The sequence below is a fragment of the Sphingobium sp. ZW T5_29 genome (genome assembly GCF_044987515.1).
In the GTDB taxonomy this organism is placed as follows: Bacteria; Pseudomonadota; Alphaproteobacteria; order Sphingomonadales; family Sphingomonadaceae; genus Sphingobium.
Map to the genome: position 1 here is coordinate 99,860 of NZ_JBJDRM010000005.1, position 19,788 is coordinate 119,647.

Below are 19,788 nucleotides of genomic sequence, written 5' to 3' on the forward strand. Positions count from 1 at the left end.
CCCTTAACGCGCCATCAAAGCCGTGCGGACCAACCGCATATAAAGGCGCAGCGTCAGCCCGTGCGGCGCTGGTCGTCCCCGCATAATGTCATGACAGGCCAAGGTATAGGCGATCCGCATCGGGCGCCACTTACGCGGCCAGTGCGGCTGCCCGGACAACAGCCGATCGCGGCCCATCGCCACGGCCTGGGAGGCAGTTGCGACGTCGCTCACATGGCCTGACAGGTCCCACAGCGCCCAGACCGCTCCCGCATCGATCAGCCAGTCCGGCACGTCATCTTCGCCTGCGAGGGACCGGAAAAGCCCGCCGCCGCGCCCAACAGCATAGCCAACAAGATCAGGCTCGCCGATCAGCGACTCCCAACCGTCCAACCAGTCGCTCAATCCCGTCGGCGGCGCTATCCCCGCTTCGCGCAAGGCGTCGACCAGCGGCTCTCCCCTTCCCTTCACGCCGCTCTCATCCGTCAACGCATCGCTCCACCAGGCGAGCCGGATCTGCCCGATCATCGGCTCCGTTGTGGAGGCCACCAGACGAGCGAGCCGCGCGTCCAGCGTCCAGAGCAGTCGGTGCCGCGCAGCATCGCGCCCGGCATAGGCGCTCAACAGGGATGCTACAGCGGTAGGACCTTCATCATTATCAGCCATGTGGGATTGCTTCAGTTCTAGGCATTATCACCATTTTAACTGCTGTCCGCATATCGATCCTCATGATTGCGCCTGTCAGGCGATGGGACGCCCCGCCACGGCAAGGCGGGGTCAACAGGGTGGAAGAACATGGGCGAACGGATCAAGCGGGGACTGTTTATCCTGATGCGGCTTTATTACAACCAGGCTGGCAATACGCTCGCCATGGTTGCAGCCGCGATTTTTCCTCTGGCGGCGCTGATCGGCGGCGGCGTTGAAATGAGCCGGATCTACCTGACCAAGACGCGGCTGCAACAAGCCTGCGATGCTGGCGCGCTTGCCGGGCGGCGATCCATGTCGGGCATCACCTGGACGACCACCGGTGCCGACAACAGCAAGGAAACGGCTGAAAAGTTTTTCAGCATCAACTTTCCTGCGCACAGATATGGCACCAATTCATCGACGGTGGACTATACGGCATCGAACACAGGCGCGGTCACCGGCGTGGCGAGTGCCGTCGTGCCCATGACGCTGATGTCGCTGTTCAGCATGCCTGACAAGACTGTCACAGTCGAATGCACCGCCGACCTTCAGTTGCCCAATACCGACGTCATGTTCGTTCTCGACACCACGCTGTCCATGAATGACATCAATCCAGGCGACAGCCAGAGCCGCATCACAGTGCTGCGCAGCGCCGTCACCGACTTCTACAACACGCTTCAAAGCGTGAAGCCCGCGGGCAGCCATATCCGTTATGGATTCGTACCCTATTCCTCAACGGTCAATGTCGGCATGCTTCTGAAGCGCGACTGGGTGGCCGACAAATGGAAATATGATTCCCGGGAATTTCATGAGGCCGACAAAGTCCCCAGGGACGGAGGCATCCAAGGGGATACTATATCAGGTAGCGACCCGTGGCAGAAGGTGAGTGGTTCTTCGGGCGCAGGAACGAAATATCAAGGCGCATCGGAAAACTGCAAGGCGCCTGCGAACACGCTGAGCGATACAAGCACTTATACGGCTTGGACGCCTTCGAACACGGCGGTACCTCGCGAACGAACCCGTACGCGCACCCGCAATGGGACAACCTATTCTGCGGGCCTGTCGAACGGAGTCTGCTGGATCACCCCCACCAATTACAACAATCTCATCGAAACGCAGCGGTCGTGGGTAAAGGAAAATCCGAATGCTGGGCAGGAAAACGCAGATAGCTACGACTACCCTTGGCGTTATCGGCAGATCGAATATCCCCTTACCGATCTCAAGGGCACGGGCGACGGCAATGCCACGGTGAGCGGCGGGGAACTAAAGAACCCCGTCCCGTTGGTCGGCAACATTTCCAATGGGAAGCCAACAACGCGCAAGGTCGTATGGAATCAGACAAACGCCTGCATCGAAGAGCGTGCTACCCGGCGGACGGACGAAAGTAATGACTTCAAGCGCTACGACATGGATGTCGATTTGATACCCGACAAGAATGACGTGACGACCCAGTGGAAGCCATTCCTGCCGGGTCTTGTTTACGGGCGCGGTAGCACCTCGCCTACGGCTACGAGCGGATGGATTTTCAGCGAAACACAACCTTACACAAAGTCCACATCCAACTATGTCACGCCATTTTCGGATCTGACCCAATATGGCGCGTGTCCGACCTATGCGCGCAAGTTGGCCGAAATCGATGCAAGCGCTCTGGCAACCTATCTGGCTGCGCTGAAGCCGGCGGGCTTTACCTATCATGATATCGGGATGCTGTGGGGCCTGCGCCTTATGTCGCGAGAAGGTCTGTTCGCTGCCGAACATAGCGCGGCGGAAGCAACCGGCAAATATGCCCGCAACCTCATATTCATGACGGATGGCCAGACCGATACTCGCATCGGCGCCTATGACGCCTGGGGCCAGTCGGCAGTCGCACGCCGCCGCACGCCCAAGACATCGATCCCGACGGACGCGACGCAGAACGGCATTACCGAAGCCCGTCTGACGGAGCTATGTAACATCGCGAAAAACAACAAGAATATCACCGTCTGGGTAATCGCCTTCGGCACAGAGCTGACCAGCCTGCTGTCCAGCTGTGCTTCCCCAGGCCGTGCTTTCCAGGCAAACAATGCCTCCCAGTTGACTGAAACCTTCGCGGAAATCGCCTCCCAAATCGCTCAGCTGCGGGTCACAAAATGACCGGTCCAGCTACCACCGAAGAATCGAGGACACTGCTCCGCGATGCACGGGGGGCTACGATCGTAGAGTTCGCTTTCGTCGCTCCTGTGCTCATTCTGCTGCTGATGTTCCTGTTCGACGTCGGCTATTATCTCTACGCAAAGTCGATCCTGACTGGAGAGGTACTGGCGGCGGGGCGATCATCGGCATTGGAAACCGCCACCCAAGCGAACCGCGATTTGTTGGACAATAACGTGGAAACGTCCGTGAAGCGGCTGGTCAACAGCGGTACGTTAAGCTTCGACCGCATGGCCTATAAATCCTACGGGCGCGCCCAAGCAAAGGCGGAAGCATTCATCGACGGCAACAACAACAATATCTGCGACGCAAATGAAAGTTTCGATGATGCCAATGGTAATGGCGTCCGTGATCTCGATTCCGGGACGTCGGGCCAGGGCGGCGCGAAGGACGTGACAATCTACACCGTTACGCTTCGCTACGACCGCATGTTCCCCATGGCTTCCCTGCTTGGTTGGGGACAGGAGGTAACGATGCGATCGAGCACCCTGTTGCGGAATCAGCCTTTCGACAAACAGGCAGAGGCCGTCATCGGCCATTGCACCTGAGGATCAGTTGATGAACGGACGATCATTCCTGCGAGGCTTAGCCCGAATGGGGCGGTATTCAATTGCCTCAACAAATAAGCTCAACCAATGCCAAAGCGGATTGGCGTTGACCGAATTCGCCTTTTCCCTTCCATTTCTTCTGATCATGGCGACATCAGGCCTTGAGCTGACCAACTACGCCCTGACTGTGAAGCAGATAGGCGAACTTTCGGTGATGGTTGCCGACAACGCTTCGCGTATGGGAGCCCAAAGCGCGATTAACAACAAGCCGGTGAGCGAAGCGGAAATCAACGATGTATTCATCGGCGCGGATTTGCAGGCTCCCGGTCTGGCTCTTGGCACAAACAGCCGGATCATCCTGTCCAGCCTGCAGGAGAATGATGACGGTGGCCAGACAATAGCCTGGCAGCGTTGTTTTGGCGGCGTCGATTATTCCTCAGCCTATGGTCCAGAAAAAACCGGTGAAACGGGAACCAGCTTTCCCGGAGTGGGACCAACCGGCGCAGAATTGAAGGCCGCATCGGGAACGGCAGTCATGGTCGTGGAAATCCGCTACCGCTATCAGCGGCTGATGCCGCTCATTTGGTTGCCGCTCCATGACATCACCGAAATGTCAGCATTCAACGTCCGTGACAGCCGGGATATCACCGACGTATATAATACCGAAAATGTTACGAAATCGGCCTGCGCTTGATGCAGGATGACAACATGGGGGAAGGCGTCCATCGCGCCTCCCCCATGCGTGTCAGCCGCGATAGCAAACCTTTTTCACGGTAGCCACGACTCGGTCCGCGTCGATCAGCGCCGCCTTTTCCAGATTGGCGGCGTAGGGTAGCGGGACATCTTCGTTCGTCACGCGCAGCACCGGGGCGTCGAGGTCGTCGAAGCCCTGTTCCATCGCCACCGCCGCGATTTCCGACGCGATTGAACAGACCGGCCAGCCTTCTTCGACCACCACAATGCGGTTGGTCTTCTTCAGGCTTTCCAGCACCGTCGCCGTGTCCAGCGGCCGCAAGGTGCGAAGGTCGATGACTTCAGCATCGATGCCTTCGGACGCGAGCGTCTCCGCCGCTTCCAGCGCGACGCCGACGCCGATCGAATAGCTGACCAGCGTTACGTCCGCGCCCTGCCGCACAATCCGCGCCTTGCCGATCGGCAGGACATAATCATCCAGCTTGGGCACGTCGAAGCTGCGGCCGTAGACCAGCTCATTTTCCAGGAATACGACTGGATCTTCCGACCGGATCGCAGCCTTGAGAAGGCCTTTGGCATCCGCTGCATCATAGGGCGCGATGACGATCAGGCCGGGAACCGCCGCATACCAGGGACCGTAATTCTGGCTATGCTGGGCACCGACGCGGCTGGCCGCGCCATTGGGACCACGGAATACGATCGGGCAACGCATCTGACCGCCCGACATATAGTTGGTCTTGGCCGCGGAGTTAATGATGTGATCGATCGCCTGCATCGCGAAGTTGAACGTCATGAATTCAATCACCGGACGCAAACCACCCATGGCGGCGCCCGCACCAACGCCGGCAAAGCCATATTCGGTAATCGGCGTATCGATGACGCGCTTGGCTCCAAATTCGTCCAGCAGGCCCTGCGTGACCTTATAGGCGCCTTGATATTCGGCAACCTCTTCGCCCATTACGAAGACCCGCTCGTCTCGGCGCATCTCTTCCGCCATCGCGTCGCGCAGAGCTTCGCGAACGGTCGTCTTCACCATTTCGGTGCCTTCGGGCAAGTCGGCGTCCTGAACGGCTGGCCGGACTTGGGTTGTCAGCTTGGACGTGCCGCTTTCCGCCTTCTTCGGCGTGCTTTCAGGCTCGGTCTTGCTGTCCTTGGGAGCCGGAACAGACGGCTGCTCGCCTTCTTCACCCGCCATGGTCGCGATGACGGTTCCGACCTTCACGCCTTCCGACCCCTCTGGCACGACAATCGAACCGATCTTGCCCTCATCGACGGCTTCGAATTCCATCGTCGCCTTGTCCGTTTCAATCTCGGCCAGAATGTCGCCGGAACGGACCTCATCGCCTTCCTTGACGAGCCACTTGGCAAGCGTGCCTTCCTCCATAGTCGGCGACAGCGCCGGCATCTTGATTTCGATACCCATTAATATTGCTCCACCAGCACGTCGGTATAAAGTTCCGACATTTCCGGTTCAGGGGAAGTTTCAGCGAAGTCGGCAGAGTCACTCACGATCTTGCGGATGTCTTGATCGACCTTCTTGAGTTCGTCTTCGCCAACGCCCATTTCGGTGAGATATTTCTTCGCGCCTTCGATCGGATCGGATTTCTCGCGCATCGCCTGCACTTCCTCACGCGACCGGTATTTGGCAGGGTCCGACATGGAGTGGCCCCGATAGCGGTATGTTTTCATTTCCAGAAGGATCGGCCCGTTGCCCCCCTGCACCCATTTCAGCGCTTCCTCAGTCGCGCCGCGCACGGCCAGCACGTCCATGCCATCGACCTGCAGCCCCGGAATGCGGAAGCTTTCGCCTCGGCGATAAAGCTGATCTTCGGCCGATGACCGGTTGACGCTGGTGCCCATGGCATATTGGTTGTTTTCGATCACGAAGATGATCGGCAGCTTCCATAGCTCGGCCATGTTGAAGCTCTCATAGACCTGGCCCTGGTTAGCAGCCCCGTCACCGAAATAAGCGACGCACACGCCACCGTCATCATTATATTTATGCGCAAAGCCAAGCCCCGCGCCCAATGATACCTGCGCACCGACGATGCCATGGCCGCCGAAAAATCTATGTTCGACGCTGAACATGTGCATCGAACCGCCCTTGCCCCTTGAAATGCCAGCTTCGCGCCCGGTCAGTTCGGCCATGATGACTTTGGGATCGATGCCATAAGCCAGCATGTGCCCATGGTCGCGATAGCCGGTGATCACGCTGTCCTTGCCTGGCTGAAGGGCGGATTGAATGCCGACCGCGACGGCTTCCTGGCCGATATAAAGGTGACAAAATCCACCGATCAGGCCCAAGCCGTAGAGTTGACCCGCTTTTTCCTCAAACCGGCGGATGAGGACCATCTGTCGGTAGAACTCCATCAGTTCTTCCTTGGATGCCTTGTATACGGACGGTGTGTCAGGGCGAGGCCGGTTATGGTCGGCGCTAGCAGGGTTTGCCCCCTTTGCTTTAGCGCGCGATGGACGCGGCGTCGTTGGTTTCGCCAAGGCTCTTATCCTTTTGCGTGGACATGGATGGAAGGAACGCCGGTATAGCGGCACAAGTCCGCCAAATGCAACGTTTGAGGACTGCGAATAGCGGCGCGGACCGCCTTCCGGTCAGTTCAGCGGAACGACCACTTCGTCATTATGGATGACGCCCAGTTGGCGCCTGATCAGCTCATCGCTGAGGTCCGGATCGACCCGGCGCGGATTGAGCAGGTCGACGCGGTTTTTCAGTTCAGTGCGATGCGCCGCGACCTGTGCCAACTCCACCTTGGCATGGTGCAGTTGCCGCGTGTAATCACCCCACGCCAGAATCCCGTTTGACCCCAGCACGACATATCCCGCGAAGAACAGAAGAAGAAGCACCGCAATTGCTGGCCCAAGAGCAGACCATAACAATATGCGAAGCTTAGCAATGTGCGCCATAGGTAAGTTGAATCACAGCTGAACGCTGGCCGCAAGGGAATTCTGTTCCCCGACGGCCGGTCCTTGAAAGAATATCAGCGGAAGATGGAACGCCCCGCATAAACGGCGACGTCCCCCAGTTCCTCTTCGATCCGGATCAATTGATTATATTTGGCGAGCCGGTCGGAACGAGCCAGCGAGCCAGTCTTGATCTGCCCACAATTGGTGGCAACGGCCAGGTCTGCAATGGTCGCATCCTCGGTCTCGCCGGAACGGTGGGACATGACGGCGGTGTAGCGCGCGCGGTGCGCCATATCCACCGCTGCCAGCGTTTCGGTCAATGAACCAATCTGATTCACCTTCACTAGCAGCGAATTGGCCAGCCCCTTGTCGATGCCCATGCCCAGACGCTTGGGGTTGGTGACGAACAGGTCGTCGCCCACCAACTGGCATTTATCGCCGATCTTGTCAGTCAGGATCTTCCAGCCTTCAAAATCATCCTCGCCCATGCCGTCTTCGATCGACTTGATCGGATAACGGGCCACCAGATCAGCAAGGTAATCGGCCATCTCTGCAGAGGTCAGGCTCTTGCCCTCGCCCACCATCTCATATTTTCCGTTCTTGAAGAATTCCGTGGATGCGCAATCCAGCGCCAGCATCACGTCGTCACCCGGCTTGTAACCCGCCTTTTCAATGGAGGCGAGGATGAAGTCCAGAGCGTCCGTGGTCGACGACAGGTTCGGCGCAAAGCCGCCTTCGTCGCCCACCGCCGTCGCCAGCCCCTTGTCATGCAGGCCTTTTTTAAGCGTGTGGAATATCTCGGCCCCCACGCGCACGGCATCGGCCAGGCTTTCCGCGCCCACCGGCATGATCATGAATTCCTGGAAATCGATTGGATTGTCGGCATGCTCACCACCGTTGATGATATTCATCATCGGCACCGGCAACACATGGGCGGAAACGCCGCCGACATAGCGATAGAGCGGCAGGCCGCGCGCGTCCGCCGCAGCCTTCGCCGTGGCCAGGCTGACGCCCAGGATGGCATTGGCGCCGAGCCGCGCCTTATTCTCGGTCCCGTCCAGTGAGATCATCGCCGCATCGACTTCAGCCTGATCTTCCGCGTCGAAACCGATGAGCTGTTCGGCAATTTCGTCATTTACTGCCGCCACGGCAGCGAGCACACCCTTGCCCAGATATTTGGTGGCGTCCCCGTCGCGCTTTTCGACCGCTTCATAGGCGCCGGTCGAAGCACCCGATGGCACCGCCGCGCGACCGAAGCTGCCGTCCTCCAGCATGACATCGACTTCGACAGTGGGATTGCCCCGGCTGTCTAGGATTTGCCGAGCGTGGATATCGAGAATAGCGGTCATGGTCGCTCCCTGAAATACTGCATTGGGCCTGCTTTGCGCATCGCTTAGACAGCAGCTTTGGGAATGGCAATGCAGGGGCTTGCAAGGACTCGAAAAATGCCGATGTTCAAAATTGTAACGGCAACGGAACTGTGGCGCGCCGCAAAGCATTAGGACGGATACCCATCCGGCCGCATCGCGACCCCACCATATCTGAGGAGACATAGGACGATGGTCGATACACCGGACACCCCGCCCGCAAAGCGCGCAAAAAAAGCGCCCAATCCGAAGCCGAGGAAGAGCGCTGGAGCAGCACCTGCCGCACCTTTGAAGACCGCCGCCACGGCAAGTGCGCCTGTCGCCCCGGTGGACAAGGCCGCTGCAAGCTGGACATCACAGATTGAGCCGGTCAAGGCGCAGGCAGAAAAGGTGGTCAAGACCGCCACCGAAAAGTTGAACGCCGTCGACTGGAGAACACATATCGATCCGTTAAAGGAACAGGCATCAAAGACGGCCATGTCGGCTGCTGGCGCGGCCAAGGATCGGACCGGATCAGCGATGCAGAGCCTGGCCAAGCTGATTTCCGATACGGCCGGAACAGTCGATGCGAAACTGGGCCCCCAATATGGCGACTATGCTCGGCAGGCCGCCGAGTCGGTGGCCGGCGCTGCGGACAAACTGGACAGCAAGGATGTCGATCAGTTGATGACTGAAGCACGCGATTTCGTACGCAAGAGTCCCGCGGTCGCCATCGGAGCGGCGGCTGTCGTTGGCTTCGTACTCATGCGCCTGGCCAAGGGATCCGATGACGAGGCGTAGCGCGATTTTCATTTCATTAAACAAGACCCCGGCCTGGGGTGGAGGGGCGTTTGAGTAAACAGCCAACTCTTGCGGCGAATCCGGAAACGGAGGAAGATCAGGACACCGTTCGTGCGGCATTCGCCCGGCTGTATTCCGACGGACGCGCCTATGCCGATGCGGAGATCGAGCGACAGAAGCTGCGCGCGGGCATTGTCGGGTCGGGTGTCAAGGATGCCGTCATTTTTGGCGCGGCGGGCTTTCTGATCGCGATATCAGGACTGATCGCTTTTCTTGTGGGACTTATCATCACGCTCCAACCTCATGTCGGTGCGGGATGGGCGACCATCATTATATTCGGGTCATCCCTGCTTGTGGCTTTACTGTTGTTGCTGTTGGCAAAGACGCGCATCGCCCGCATGAAGAAGGCGGTCCAGTCATGACGCCGGAAGAACAATATAAAAGGGCAAATATCGAGGCAGAATCGAAAAAGGCGGCGTTTCGGTCTAGCGCCACGACGGTAAAGGCCCGGCTGTCGCCTGCCCGGTTGAAGCGGGATGTTCAGCAAAAGGTGGCCGACCGGTTTCACAAGGTGAGTTCAACAGCCTTGGCACAAGTTAGTGAGCGCCCAGTCGCCACAGTTGCGGCTGCCGGGGCGTTAGGCATCTATTTGTTCCGCCGCCCGCTTTCGGCACTTTTCCGGCGTATATACGTTCGAGCTACCAACCGCACCCCGGATCAATCGGAGAAAGACGATGGCTGACATTCGCGCCCAGATCACTCGCGTACGCGACGCTGCAAACGATATTGCAGAAACTACGACGGAAAAGTTGCGCGATACCACGGGCAAGGCACGCGACAGCGCCAGCGACCTCATTCAAAACGGCCGTGAACGTGCCGAAGATGTCTATAGCGACGCGCGCGCACGCACCCAACGAGTCGCGACGCGCGCGAATGAAATCGTGCAAGAGCATCCGATAGTCGCAGTGGCTGGCGCCGTCGCGGCAGGTGCGATGATCGCGTGGATGTTCCCAAAAAGCCGCGCTGCGCTCAAGGCCCTGCCCGCCATTGCCACGACGGCAGGCAGCCGAGTGGTGGAAGCCGCCCTGGCCGCGCGTAACGCCGCCGCAGAGGGAGCAGTGAGCGTTAAATCCAGCGCGAGCGATGCGTTCCACCAAGCTCGCGAAGGGGCCAGTCATGCTGCTGCGTCTGCGCGGGACACCGCTGCTTCCGCTGACATCAGCGGTACAGCGTCGCGCTTGGCCGACAACCTCGTCACTCTTGTCGCCAGCAAGATCGATACGGTCAGCGAAACGCTCAAGGCCAGGCTGCCCAAACACTGATACTGTCGCTCCTTCCGCTTGGACACGGGCGGCCTCACTGCTAAGGCTGCCCGTTCCTTCCGAGGGAGATTATAAAATATATGAGCAAGCTCCACCTGGTCATGGGCGGTCGCGTCAAAGACCCTCAAACGCTGGAATTTGAAGATCTGGACTCGATCGACGTCGTAGGGATTTTCCCTGACTTTGCGTCGGCGGAAAACGCCTGGCGCGGGGCGGCACAGCGCACGGTTGACGACGCCGAAATGCGCTATGTCATCGTGCACCTGCACCGCCTGCTGGAACCTGACCTACCCCAGACCCAATAATGCCGCGGCGGCGGCGTCAGATCAGCGACTGAGGTCTTTTGCGAAAGCGCCACCAGAGCAACGGGCGCGTAAGCAGCAGACCAACCAAAAAGCCCCCGATATGCGCCGCCACCGCGATCTGTCCCAGATCTCCGATGCCGCCTGCGGTCGCCACGCCGATCATCAGTTGGATCACTATCCATCCTGCAGCCAACCACAGAATGCGGAGGAGGTTTGCCGAAAAAGGCCCGATGCTGCGCACCGATTGCTGGCTGAAGAGCAGTGCATATGTCGCGATCACGGCCGAGATAGCGCCGCTGGCCCCTATCATTGGGTTAAGCGCATCCGGCTGCATCGCCCACTGCAACGCTGCTGCGCCGTAGGCACCCGCGATGTAAAGGGTCAGAAAAGCACCCTTCTGAAGCACCTGTTCGACCTGTCGGCCGCAAAAGATCAGCATCAGCAGATTGAAGCCGATATGCAGCCAACCCGCATGGATCAGTGCACAACTAAGCGGTGTCAGCCATGCTGGCACAGCCGCCACGCCTGCGAACAAGCCTGGATCCCCGAACCGCGCAGCTATGAACCCACCCAGAACTGCCGCATTGTCGGTCTGCCCCGACAGCAACAGAATCAGGAACGCGGCAAAGGTGATCGCCGCGATCGAACTAGTCATTCGGCCTGCGGGCAGCTGCACCTCGTTCAGATGAATTCTATTTTGTCGACGACGTAGAATTTGTCACCCGACGGTACAGAGACTTCAACCTCTTCGCCGACCTGACGGCCGATAAGCGCCCGTCCCAGCGGACTGTTGTAGCTGATCATGCCCAGCTTCGCGTCAGCTTCTGCCTGGCCAACAATCTGATAACGGACGGGCTTTTCGTCCTCATCCTGCAAAGTGACCGTCGCGCCAAAGACGACCTTGTCACCTGACAGCGACGTAGGATCGATGATCTGCGCGCGCGACAGCTTGTCTTCCAGGTCGCCGATGGTCGCTTCCACCTGACCCTGCCGTTCCTTTGCCGCATGATATTCGGCATTTTCCGACAGGTCGCCATGGGCGCGCGCTTCTTCGATAGCGTCCACAATCAAAGGCCGCTCGGCCTTGAGTTCGCGAAGCTGCGCGGTCAGCTTGTCATAGCCCGTCTGCAGCATCGGCATCTTTTCGACGGTCGCCATTATCGAAGATCCTTTGTCAAAACTTCCCTTTGGCAGCCTCTTTGGTCGAGGCCGCCCGCAGCATGGTTCCTAATGCAGGGGGTCAGGCTTGCGGCCTAGGATAATAGGACTGGAGGGACCGCACTTCAAGTGCATGGCCAAGCAATGCTTCTATCGCGTCCGCTGCCGCAACGCTGGCGGCCGCCGTGGTGAAACTCGCAACCTTCGCCCGAAGCGCGCTGGTGCGAATCGCTTTGCTGTCCTTCAACGACTGCCAGCCTTCGGTGGTGTTGAAAATTAGATCGATGTCCCCATCAGTAATTTTATCCACGATGTGCGGACGACCTTCCGCCACCTTGTTCACCGATTGAACGGATATGCCCTGCTCTTCCAGATATCGAGCCGTGCCCCCGGTAGCGGCGATGATGAAGCCCAGCCCCGCCAGCTTATGCACTGCTGGGAGAACCACCGATTTGTCGCTGTCCTTGACCGACACGAACACCGTACCGCTGGTCGGCAATATTGTACCTGCGCCGATCTGTGCTTTGGCAAAGGCGGTCGCAAAATTACTATCGATACCCATGACTTCGCCGGTACTTTTCATTTCCGGTGAGAGAACGGGATCGACGCCGGGGAAGCGGCCGAAGGGGAATACAGCTTCCTTGACTGCAACATGCGAGATCGCGTGGCGATCGATCTTCGGCAGATCCTTGATCTTTTCACCCGCCATGACGCGCGACGCGATCTTGGCGATGGGCGTGCCGATGGCCTTGGCGACGAAGGGGACGGTGCGGCTGGCACGGGGGTTAACCTCAATTAGATAAACGACCCCGTCCTTGACGGCGAACTGGATGTTCATAAGGCCGCGCACCGACAGGGCACGAGCCAGAACTTCCGTCTGACGTTCGATCTCCGCGATCACTTCGTCCGATAGGCTATAGGGCGGCAGCGAGCAGGCGCTGTCCCCGGAATGGACGCCCGCTTCTTCGATATGCTGGAGCACACCTGCCACGACCACATCGTCGCCGTCACAGAGCGCGTCGACGTCCACTTCGGTCGCGTCGCGCAGATATTGGTCGATCAGCACCGGAGAGTCGCCGGACACCTGGACGGCGGTGGCGATATATTCCTCCAGCTGGGCCTGGCCGTCGACAATCTCCATGGCGCGGCCTCCAAGGACGTAGGACGGGCGCATCAGAACCGGGTAGCCGATACGGTTGGCGACCGCGATCGCTTCCTCGCGGCTGCGGGCGATGCCGTTGGCGGGCTGCTTGAGCTTGAGCTTATCGATGAGGGCCGCGAAACGCTCGCGGTCTTCTGCAAGGTCGATCGCATCGGGCGAGGTGCCGAGGATGGGAACGCCCGCATCTTCCAGAGCCTGCGCGAGCTTGAGCGGGGTCTGGCCGCCGAACTGGACGATAACGCCCGCAAGGGTGCCGTTCGACATTTCAACGCTCAGGATTTCCAGAACGTCCTCGGCAGTCAGCGGCTCGAAATAGAGGCGATCGGAGGTATCATAATCGGTCGAAACCGTTTCCGGGTTGCAGTTGATCATGATCGTCTCATAGCCCGCGTCCGACAGCGCGAAGCAGGCGTGGACGCAGCAATAGTCGAACTCGATCCCCTGCCCGATCCGGTTGGGACCGCCGCCCAGGATCACGACCTTCTTGCGGTCGCTGGGCTGCGCCTCATTCTCCGCCTCGCCGAAGAGCGGCGCTTCGTAGGTCGAATACATGTAGGGCGTCTTCGCCTCGAACTCTGCGGCGCAGGTGTCGATGCGCTTGAAGACCGGACGCACGCCAAGCTTGTGGCGCAGGCTGCGTACTTCCGCTTCGGTGACGCCGCCGGTCATCGCCTTGACCGCTTCGTGGATCAGGCCCGAACCGCGTGCGATTCCGCGTTCCATGCCGCGCAGATTGGCGGACTTGAGCGCCAGATGGGCGAGGCGCTGGTCGGAGAAGCCCATCGCCTTCAGGCGGCGCATGCCGTCTGCGTCCTGCGGCAGGCCATTCGCCAGCACTTCGGCTTCCGCGTCGATGACTTCCTTGATCCGCTCCAGGAACCACGGATCGAACTTGGCGATGTTGTGGATTTCGGCGACGGTTAGCTCTTCGCGCAGGGCTTGCGCGGCGACGAGCAGACGGTCAGGCGTCGGTGAGGCAAGCGCCGCGACGATGTCGTCCTTGGGCGCGCCGACCAGATGCTGGACCTCATCGAAGCCGCAGAGGCCGGTTTCGAGGCCGCGCAGCGCCTTCTGCATCGATTCATGGATGTTGCGGCCGATCGCCATCACCTCACCCACCGACTTCATCGCGGTGCCGAGCAGCGGCTCGCTGCCCTTGAACTTTTCGAAGGCGAAGCGCGGGATCTTGGTCACGACATAGTCGATGGTGGGTTCGAACGAGGCCGGGGTCGCGCCGGTGATGTCATTCTCGATCTCGTCCAGCGTGTAGCCGACGGCGAGCTTCGCCGCGACCTTGGCGATCGGGAAGCCAGTCGCTTTCGACGCTAACGCCGAAGAGCGGGAGACACGCGGGTTCATCTCGATGACGATCAGGCGACCGTCCTTCGGATTGACTGCGAACTGTACGTTCGAACCGCCTGTTTCCACGCCAATTTCACGCAGCACCGCGATGCTCGCGTTGCGCATGATCTGATATTCCTTGTCCGTCAGCGTCAGCGCGGGCGCGACAGTGATGGAGTCGCCGGTGTGGACGCCCATCGGATCGACATTTTCGATCGAGCAGATGATGATGGCGTTGTCGTTGCGGTCGCGCACGACTTCCATCTCATATTCTTTCCAGCCGAGCAGCGATTCCTCGATCAGGACCTCGGTCGTGGGGGAAGCGTCGAGACCGCCGCGCACGATATTGACGAACTCTTCGCGATTATAGGCGATGCCGCCGCCGGTGCCGCCCATGGTGAAGCTGGGGCGGATGATCGAGGGAAGGCCGGTGAATTCCAGAGCCTCCAACGCCTCTTCCATCGTGTGGGCGATGCGCGAGCGAGCGGATTCCAGCCCGATCTTGTCCATGGCGTCGCGGAACTTGATCCGGTCCTCCGCCTTGTCGATGGCCTCTGCGTCGGCGCCGATCATCTGAACGCCGAACTTTTCCAGCGTGCCGTCGTTGAAGAGCGCGAGCGCGGTGTTGAGCGCCGTCTGGCCGCCCATGGTCGGCAGCACCGCGTCGGGGCGTTCCTTCTCGATGATCTTCGCCACGATTTCGGGCGTGATCGGCTCGACATAGGTGGCGTCGGCAAATTCCGGGTCGGTCATGATGGTGGCCGGGTTGGAATTCACCAGGATGATGCGATAGCCCTCTTCCTTGAGCGCCTTCACCGCCTGCGTGCCCGAATAGTCGAACTCGCAAGCCTGGCCGATGATGATCGGGCCAGCGCCGATGATGAGGATGGAGGAGATGTCGGTGCGTTTGGGCATTAGTGGGTAGCCTGCGAAAAAATCGTGTAGAATAGGCCGATAAGGCCGACGACATCAGCAGCCCTGCTGATGAGTTGCCAGATCAACTCTGACGGTGGTTCAGGTGCGTTGACCAGTTCCTGAGCAGCTTTTAGATATGCAGCGGCCTGCATGACCTCGACATTGCCGCGTTCCTCACCGGGTAACTCGTCCAGCGCCTTAGTAATCAATTTGCTTATAACGGCGGCATTTCGAGCATCAACAATGGTTCGTGTAAGACCTGTCCATGCTGAGCTATTTGCAGTGATCGCCTGTCCAACTGCGGTTGCGCCATCTTGTGGGTCGAGAAAGTAGCCTTCATCAGCGTACTCCCCCTCAACGTATTCATTTCTGGCCATCAATGCACGCCCCCCGTCCGAGCCTCGCAACCCCAGCCGTCATATTCGACGCCGCAGAGGATTTCGATCTGGAGGCACTTCTTCGTCAGGGCGCGGATCGACTGTTCATCGACCGGTTGCTCGCATTCGAGGAATAGGAACAGGTCGCCATCTTCATCCTCTTCACGGTCGAGTTCGACGAAGCCGAACTGGCTGGCGATGGCGAGAACGCGCTCGAAATCCTTTTCGCTGCCCTTGAAGCTGACATCGACCGGGCGCGACAAACGCGCCACGTCGCCATTGGCAGCGAGGTTGGCGAGGACTTCCTTGTCCGCCTCCCACTCTGCCGCGAGGCGGGCTTCGTCAACCGGGGGGAGGTTTTGGCTCACTTAAGCCCCTCAACGAAGCGCTGGAACAGGTAGAAACTGTCCTGCGGGCCGGGCGAGGCTTCGGGGTGATACTGTACCGAGAAAGCCTTTTTGTCCGTCAGTTCGATGCCGCAGTTGCTGCCGTCGAAGAGCGACACATGGGTCGGCTTCACATTGGCGGGCAGTGTGTCGCTGTCGACTGCAAAGCCGTGGTTCATCGAGGTGATCTCGACCAGCCCGTCGGACAGACGCTTGACCGGGTGGTTCGCGCCGCGATGCCCCTGGTGCATCTTGATGGTCTTGGCACCGGCGGCGAGCGCCAGCATTTGGTGGCCGAGGCAGATGCCGAAGACGGGCTTGTCAGCTTCCAGCACTTTTTTGATGACGGGCACGGCATATTCGCCAGTCGCGGCCGGATCGCCGGGGCCGTTGGAGAGGAACACGCCATCGGGCTTTTGCTCCATCACCTGCTCGTAAGTGGCGGTGGCGGGAAGCACGGTGACGCGAGCGCCCGCCTTTACCAGGTTGCGGAAGATGTTGTTCTTCGCGCCATAGTCAATGGCGACGACATGCGGACGTTCATCAGCGGCCTCATCCTTGCCGTAGCCGAAGCCGAGCTTCCACACGCCATCCTTCCAGAGGCGGCTTTCCTTCCCCGTGACTTCGATGGCGAGGTCCATGCCTTCAAGGCCGGGCCAGCTGGCGGCCTTGTCCGCTAAGGCGGCGAGGTCGAAATTGCCTTCCGGATTATGGGCGATGACGACGTTGGGCGCGCCCCTCAGGCGGATCCTGCGGGTGAGCGCGCGGGTGTCCACGCCGGAAAGGCCGATGCGGCCGTTTTCCTTCATCCACTGGTCGAAGGGTTCGACGTTACGGAAGTTGCTGGGCTCCGTCACGTCCTGCCGCACGACGCAGCCCAATGCGAAGGGGTTGTCCGCTTCGACGTCGTCCAGGTTCGTGCCGACATTGCCGATATGCGGGAAGGTGAAGGTGACGATCTGCCCGGCATAGCTGGGGTCGGTCATCACTTCCTGATAGCCGGTCATGGCGGTGTTGAAGCAGAGTTCGCCCACTGCATCGCCTACAGCGCCGAAGCCGCGGCCAAAGACGGCGGATCCGTCGGCGAAAACCAATACCCCTGTCGCTCCTTTGGGCACGGTGAGGGTCTTGGCATCAGCCATGGTCGTAGCGTCCTTTATGCTTTTAGCGGGAACCCGTCTGCAGCGGGTTAAACGGCCGGTCACCTATGCCTGTGAGGCCCCGCGGTCAACCACTGTAAAAAATCTCTTTTGGCGTTATATCTGGTCTTTTCCGGCAGAACAGGATTCGTATCGCCATGATTCGCGAGCAGGTTAAGAGCGCCCAGGTCGAAGCCATGAAGGCGGGGGACAAGGAACGCCTGGCCGCTGTGCGTTTGATCATGGCGAAGCTGAAGGATCGGGATATCGAACTGCGTACGGCGTCGAACGTGCCGGATGACGATACGGTCGTTGTCGAAGTGCTCCAGAAAATGGTGAAGCAGCGGCGCGAATCGATCGAGATGTTCAAGAGCGGCGGGCGCGACGAGCTGGCCGCGAAGGAACAGGCCGAGCTGGGCGTGATCGAAAGCTTCCTGCCCCAGCAGCTGAGCGAGGATGAAACGCGCGCCGCGATCGAAGGCATCAAGGCGGAAGTTGGCGCGAGCAGCGTCAAGGATATGGGCAAGGTCATGGCCGTGCTGAAGGATCGGCATGGGTCGGTGATCGATATGAGCAAGGCCAGTGGGCTGGTTAAGGCTGCGCTTAGCTGACAAGAAGAGGCTATGAGCCTCTCCCCCGCCTTTCTTGATGAACTGCGCATGCGGACTTCGCTGTCTACGCTGATCGGGCGGACGGTGAAGGTGCAGAAGGCTGGGCGCGAGTATAAGGCGTGCTGTCCTTTCCATAATGAGAAGACGCCGAGCTTCACCATCAATGATGAAAAGGGCTTCTACCACTGCTTTGGCTGTGGGGCGCATGGGGACGCGATCCGGTGGATGACGGACCAGCGCGGCCTGCCCTTCATGGAGGCGGTGAAGGAACTGGCTGCGGCGGCGGGCATGGATGTGCCCGCGCCCGATCCGCGTGCGGCGAAGCGGGCCGAGCAGGCGAAGGGACTGCATGACGTCATGGCGGCGGCGCAGGCTTTGTTCGAGGCGCAGCTTGGCGGGATCGAGGGTGCGGAGGCGCGGGATTATCTTGTCCGGCGTGGGGTCAGTGAGGCGACGCGGCGGGCTTTTGGTTTTGGTTTCTCGGCGGATTCGAAGGGGAAGCTCAAGGGCGCGCTGAGCGAGTTTGGCGATCCGATGCTGATCGAGGCGGGGTTGCTGATCGACCCGGATGGCGAGCGCGATTCTTACGACCGCTTCCGGGGGCGGCTGATGCTGCCGATCCGGGACATTCGCGGGCGGGTGATCGCTTTTGGCGGACGGATACTTGGGACTGGCGAGCCTAAATATCTGAACTCGCCAGACACGCCGCTCTTCGACAAGGGGCGGACGCTTTACAATATCGATCGCGCCTCCCCTGCCAGCCGCCAGAGCGGGCGGGTGATCGTGGTCGAAGGCTATATGGACGTGATCGCGCTCGCGCAGGCGGGCTTTGGCGAGGCGGTGGCGCCGCTGGGCACGGCGCTGACGGAGCATCAGATCGAGCGGCTGTGGAAGATGGTCGATGTGCCTATCCTCTGCTTCGATGGTGATGCCGCCGGGCAGAAGGCAGCTATGCGCGCTGCTACCCGCGCCCTGCCGCTGCTGCGCCCCGGCATGAGCCTGGCCTTTGCAACCCTGCCCGCCGGGAAGGACCCGGACGATCTGGTCCGGGCGGAAGGATCGGCGGCCATGGAAGCCGTGCTCGCCTCGGCCGAATCGCTGGTCGATCGGCTGTGGACTCATGAACAAAACGCCGTTCCGCTGGACACGCCGGAACAACGGGCCGCTCTGAAGCAGCGGCTGTCTGCGATAACCGACACCATCGCTCATCCCGATGTTCGCGCACATTACGTCCAGGTGTTTCGGCAGCGATATGATGCACTGTTCTTCGCGCGGACCACATCCGGCGGCCCGCGGGGCGCGCGCGGAAGCGGATCGCGCCCAGGCTGGCAAAAGGATCGGCGCGGCAACTGGAAGGCTCCCCTGCCCCCTGCAGGCAGCGAGGCGCGAGCGATCGGCGTCAGCGGGATGGAGCAACGTCTGCTGCGCGCGGTCCTCGCCAGTCTCCTCCGCCATCCCGATCAAATTGCGGTGCATCGGGAACTGTTGGCCGCGCTCCATATCGGTGATCCGCTGCTGAACGCACTGACGCGCGCGATGATCACTGCGTCCTTCTCGCAAGAAACAGTTGAAACCGATGGCCTCCTTACCATATTGGGCCAAGGTGAAGTGTATAATATGGCGAAGGGAATGCTCCGGGCCGACACGTTCACATTCACCTCCCACAGGACGAAGGCCGATTCGGGTCGCGTTCAGCGCGATCTGGAAGAGGCTATGCGGGTGATGGCACAGGGACCGGAGTTGGAGGCGGCGCTGGCGGAAGCTACCAGACGAGCAAGGGAAGACCTCAACGAGGAGAGCTTCGCCGAGCAGCAGCGTGTCCACCGAATGAAGTTGGATCATGACCAGCGCTTGGCGGAACTGGCGCAGTCCGAAGATATTATCTGATGATTTGCCCCGCCGTGCGGGG

Annotated in this window: 21 protein-coding genes; 10 read left to right on the plus strand and 11 right to left on the minus strand. The window is 60.0% G+C overall.

The genetic code is table 11. The features are described 5' to 3' along the window. Positions 1 to 3 precede the first annotated feature (3 nt). The gene (locus tag ACI3KQ_RS05730; RefSeq protein ID WP_404955653.1) at positions 4 to 645 is read right to left on the minus strand and encodes a hypothetical protein; all 642 of its coding nucleotides are present in this window, start codon (positions 643 to 645) and stop codon (positions 4 to 6) included. A gap of 129 nt (positions 646 to 774) precedes the next feature. Here ACI3KQ_RS05730 and ACI3KQ_RS05735 point away from each other — a divergent pair, with 129 nt between their 5' ends. The 3 genes from ACI3KQ_RS05735 (at position 775) to ACI3KQ_RS05745 (ending at position 4,098) form a co-directional block, all read left to right on the plus strand. Then, the gene (locus ACI3KQ_RS05735; protein WP_404955655.1) at positions 775 to 2,799 is read left to right on the plus strand and encodes a TadE/TadG family type IV pilus assembly protein; all 2,025 of its coding nucleotides are present in this window, start codon (positions 775 to 777) and stop codon (positions 2,797 to 2,799) included. After that, positions 2,796 to 3,404 (plus strand): TadE/TadG family type IV pilus assembly protein, encoded by a 609-nt coding sequence (locus tag ACI3KQ_RS05740; RefSeq protein WP_404955656.1) that lies wholly within the window; start codon positions 2,796 to 2,798, stop codon positions 3,402 to 3,404. The genes ACI3KQ_RS05735 and ACI3KQ_RS05740 overlap by 4 nt, the downstream gene beginning before the upstream one ends. 106 nt (positions 3,405 to 3,510) lie before the next feature. Continuing rightward, complete coding sequence (locus tag ACI3KQ_RS05745; RefSeq protein ID WP_404955658.1) at positions 3,511 to 4,098, plus strand: hypothetical protein; 588 nt, start codon at positions 3,511 to 3,513, stop codon at positions 4,096 to 4,098. A 51-nt stretch (positions 4,099 to 4,149) separates the two neighbouring features. On the opposite strand, the gene ACI3KQ_RS05750 is transcribed toward ACI3KQ_RS05745, so the two are convergent. From ACI3KQ_RS05750 to eno, 4 genes are all read right to left on the minus strand, one after another. Further along, complete coding sequence (locus ACI3KQ_RS05750; protein ID WP_404955659.1) at positions 4,150 to 5,520, minus strand: pyruvate dehydrogenase complex E1 component subunit beta; 1,371 nt, start codon at positions 5,518 to 5,520, stop codon at positions 4,150 to 4,152. Next, the gene (pdhA, locus tag ACI3KQ_RS05755) at positions 5,520 to 6,593 is read right to left on the minus strand and encodes a pyruvate dehydrogenase (acetyl-transferring) E1 component subunit alpha (RefSeq protein WP_404955661.1); all 1,074 of its coding nucleotides are present in this window, start codon (positions 6,591 to 6,593) and stop codon (positions 5,520 to 5,522) included. The genes ACI3KQ_RS05750 and pdhA overlap by 1 nt, the downstream gene beginning before the upstream one ends. Positions 6,594 to 6,704: 111 nt before the next feature. Further along, positions 6,705 to 7,016 carry a septum formation initiator family protein gene (locus ACI3KQ_RS05760; protein WP_404955662.1) on the minus strand — a complete coding sequence of 104 codons (312 nt, stop codon included), beginning with the start codon at positions 7,014 to 7,016 and terminating at the stop codon, positions 6,705 to 6,707. 74 nt (positions 7,017 to 7,090) lie between these two features. Continuing rightward, positions 7,091 to 8,365 carry a phosphopyruvate hydratase gene (gene eno / locus ACI3KQ_RS05765; RefSeq protein WP_404955664.1) on the minus strand — a complete coding sequence of 425 codons (1,275 nt, stop codon included), beginning with the start codon at positions 8,363 to 8,365 and terminating at the stop codon, positions 7,091 to 7,093. Positions 8,366 to 8,575: 210 nt separating this feature from the next. Here eno and ACI3KQ_RS05770 point away from each other — a divergent pair, with 210 nt between their 5' ends. From ACI3KQ_RS05770 to ACI3KQ_RS05790, 5 genes are all read left to right on the plus strand, one after another. Then, the gene (locus ACI3KQ_RS05770; RefSeq protein WP_404955666.1) at positions 8,576 to 9,163 is read left to right on the plus strand and encodes a hypothetical protein; all 588 of its coding nucleotides are present in this window, start codon (positions 8,576 to 8,578) and stop codon (positions 9,161 to 9,163) included. A 50-nt stretch (positions 9,164 to 9,213) separates the two neighbouring features. Then, on the plus strand, positions 9,214 to 9,585 hold the full coding sequence (locus ACI3KQ_RS05775; protein ID WP_404955668.1) for a hypothetical protein: 372 nt from the start codon (positions 9,214 to 9,216) through the stop codon (positions 9,583 to 9,585). Next, positions 9,582 to 9,905, plus strand: a complete 324-nt coding sequence (locus tag ACI3KQ_RS05780; RefSeq protein ID WP_404955669.1) for a hypothetical protein — start codon at positions 9,582 to 9,584, stop codon at positions 9,903 to 9,905. Before ACI3KQ_RS05775 ends, ACI3KQ_RS05780 begins: the two co-directional genes overlap by 4 nt. Then, positions 9,898 to 10,485: a hypothetical protein gene (locus ACI3KQ_RS05785; protein ID WP_404955671.1), complete on the plus strand. Its 588-nt coding sequence runs from the start codon at positions 9,898 to 9,900 to the stop codon at positions 10,483 to 10,485. Before ACI3KQ_RS05780 ends, ACI3KQ_RS05785 begins: the two co-directional genes overlap by 8 nt. A gap of 80 nt (positions 10,486 to 10,565) precedes the next feature. Then, positions 10,566 to 10,790, plus strand: coding sequence for a DUF4170 domain-containing protein (locus ACI3KQ_RS05790; RefSeq protein WP_404955673.1), 225 nt, complete (start codon positions 10,566 to 10,568; stop codon positions 10,788 to 10,790). Between the two features lie 16 nt (positions 10,791 to 10,806). Here the strand turns inward: ACI3KQ_RS05790 and ACI3KQ_RS05795 are convergent, their stop codons facing one another. The 6 genes from ACI3KQ_RS05795 to carA form a co-directional block, all read right to left on the minus strand. Continuing rightward, positions 10,807 to 11,445, minus strand: coding sequence for a rhomboid family intramembrane serine protease (locus tag ACI3KQ_RS05795; RefSeq protein ID WP_404955675.1), 639 nt, complete (start codon positions 11,443 to 11,445; stop codon positions 10,807 to 10,809). A 26-nt stretch (positions 11,446 to 11,471) separates the two neighbouring features. Beyond that, on the minus strand, positions 11,472 to 11,948 hold the full coding sequence (gene greA / locus ACI3KQ_RS05800; RefSeq protein ID WP_404955677.1) for a transcription elongation factor GreA: 477 nt from the start codon (positions 11,946 to 11,948) through the stop codon (positions 11,472 to 11,474). Between the two features lie 82 nt (positions 11,949 to 12,030). After that, the gene (gene carB, locus ACI3KQ_RS05805; RefSeq protein WP_404955679.1) at positions 12,031 to 15,366 is read right to left on the minus strand and encodes a carbamoyl-phosphate synthase large subunit; all 3,336 of its coding nucleotides are present in this window, start codon (positions 15,364 to 15,366) and stop codon (positions 12,031 to 12,033) included. Further along, positions 15,366 to 15,743, minus strand: a complete 378-nt coding sequence (locus ACI3KQ_RS05810) for a hypothetical protein (protein WP_404955681.1) — start codon at positions 15,741 to 15,743, stop codon at positions 15,366 to 15,368. The genes carB and ACI3KQ_RS05810 overlap by 1 nt, the downstream gene beginning before the upstream one ends. Continuing rightward, complete coding sequence (locus tag ACI3KQ_RS05815; RefSeq protein ID WP_404955682.1) at positions 15,743 to 16,111, minus strand: ribonuclease E inhibitor RraB; 369 nt, start codon at positions 16,109 to 16,111, stop codon at positions 15,743 to 15,745. The genes ACI3KQ_RS05810 and ACI3KQ_RS05815 overlap by 1 nt, the downstream gene beginning before the upstream one ends. Continuing rightward, entirely contained in the window at positions 16,108 to 17,271 is a 1,164-nt protein-coding gene (gene carA / locus ACI3KQ_RS05820; RefSeq protein ID WP_404955684.1) for a glutamine-hydrolyzing carbamoyl-phosphate synthase small subunit, read from the minus strand. The genes ACI3KQ_RS05815 and carA overlap by 4 nt, the downstream gene beginning before the upstream one ends. A gap of 155 nt (positions 17,272 to 17,426) precedes the next feature. Here carA and ACI3KQ_RS05825 point away from each other — a divergent pair, with 155 nt between their 5' ends. Together ACI3KQ_RS05825 and dnaG are read left to right on the plus strand one after the other, a co-directional pair. Next, positions 17,427 to 17,879: a GatB/YqeY domain-containing protein gene (locus ACI3KQ_RS05825; RefSeq protein ID WP_404955686.1), complete on the plus strand. Its 453-nt coding sequence runs from the start codon at positions 17,427 to 17,429 to the stop codon at positions 17,877 to 17,879. Positions 17,880 to 17,891: 12 nt separating this feature from the next. Then, positions 17,892 to 19,766 (plus strand): DNA primase, encoded by a 1,875-nt coding sequence (gene dnaG / locus ACI3KQ_RS05830; protein ID WP_404955688.1) that lies wholly within the window; start codon positions 17,892 to 17,894, stop codon positions 19,764 to 19,766. Positions 19,767 to 19,788: the final 22 nt, after the last annotated feature.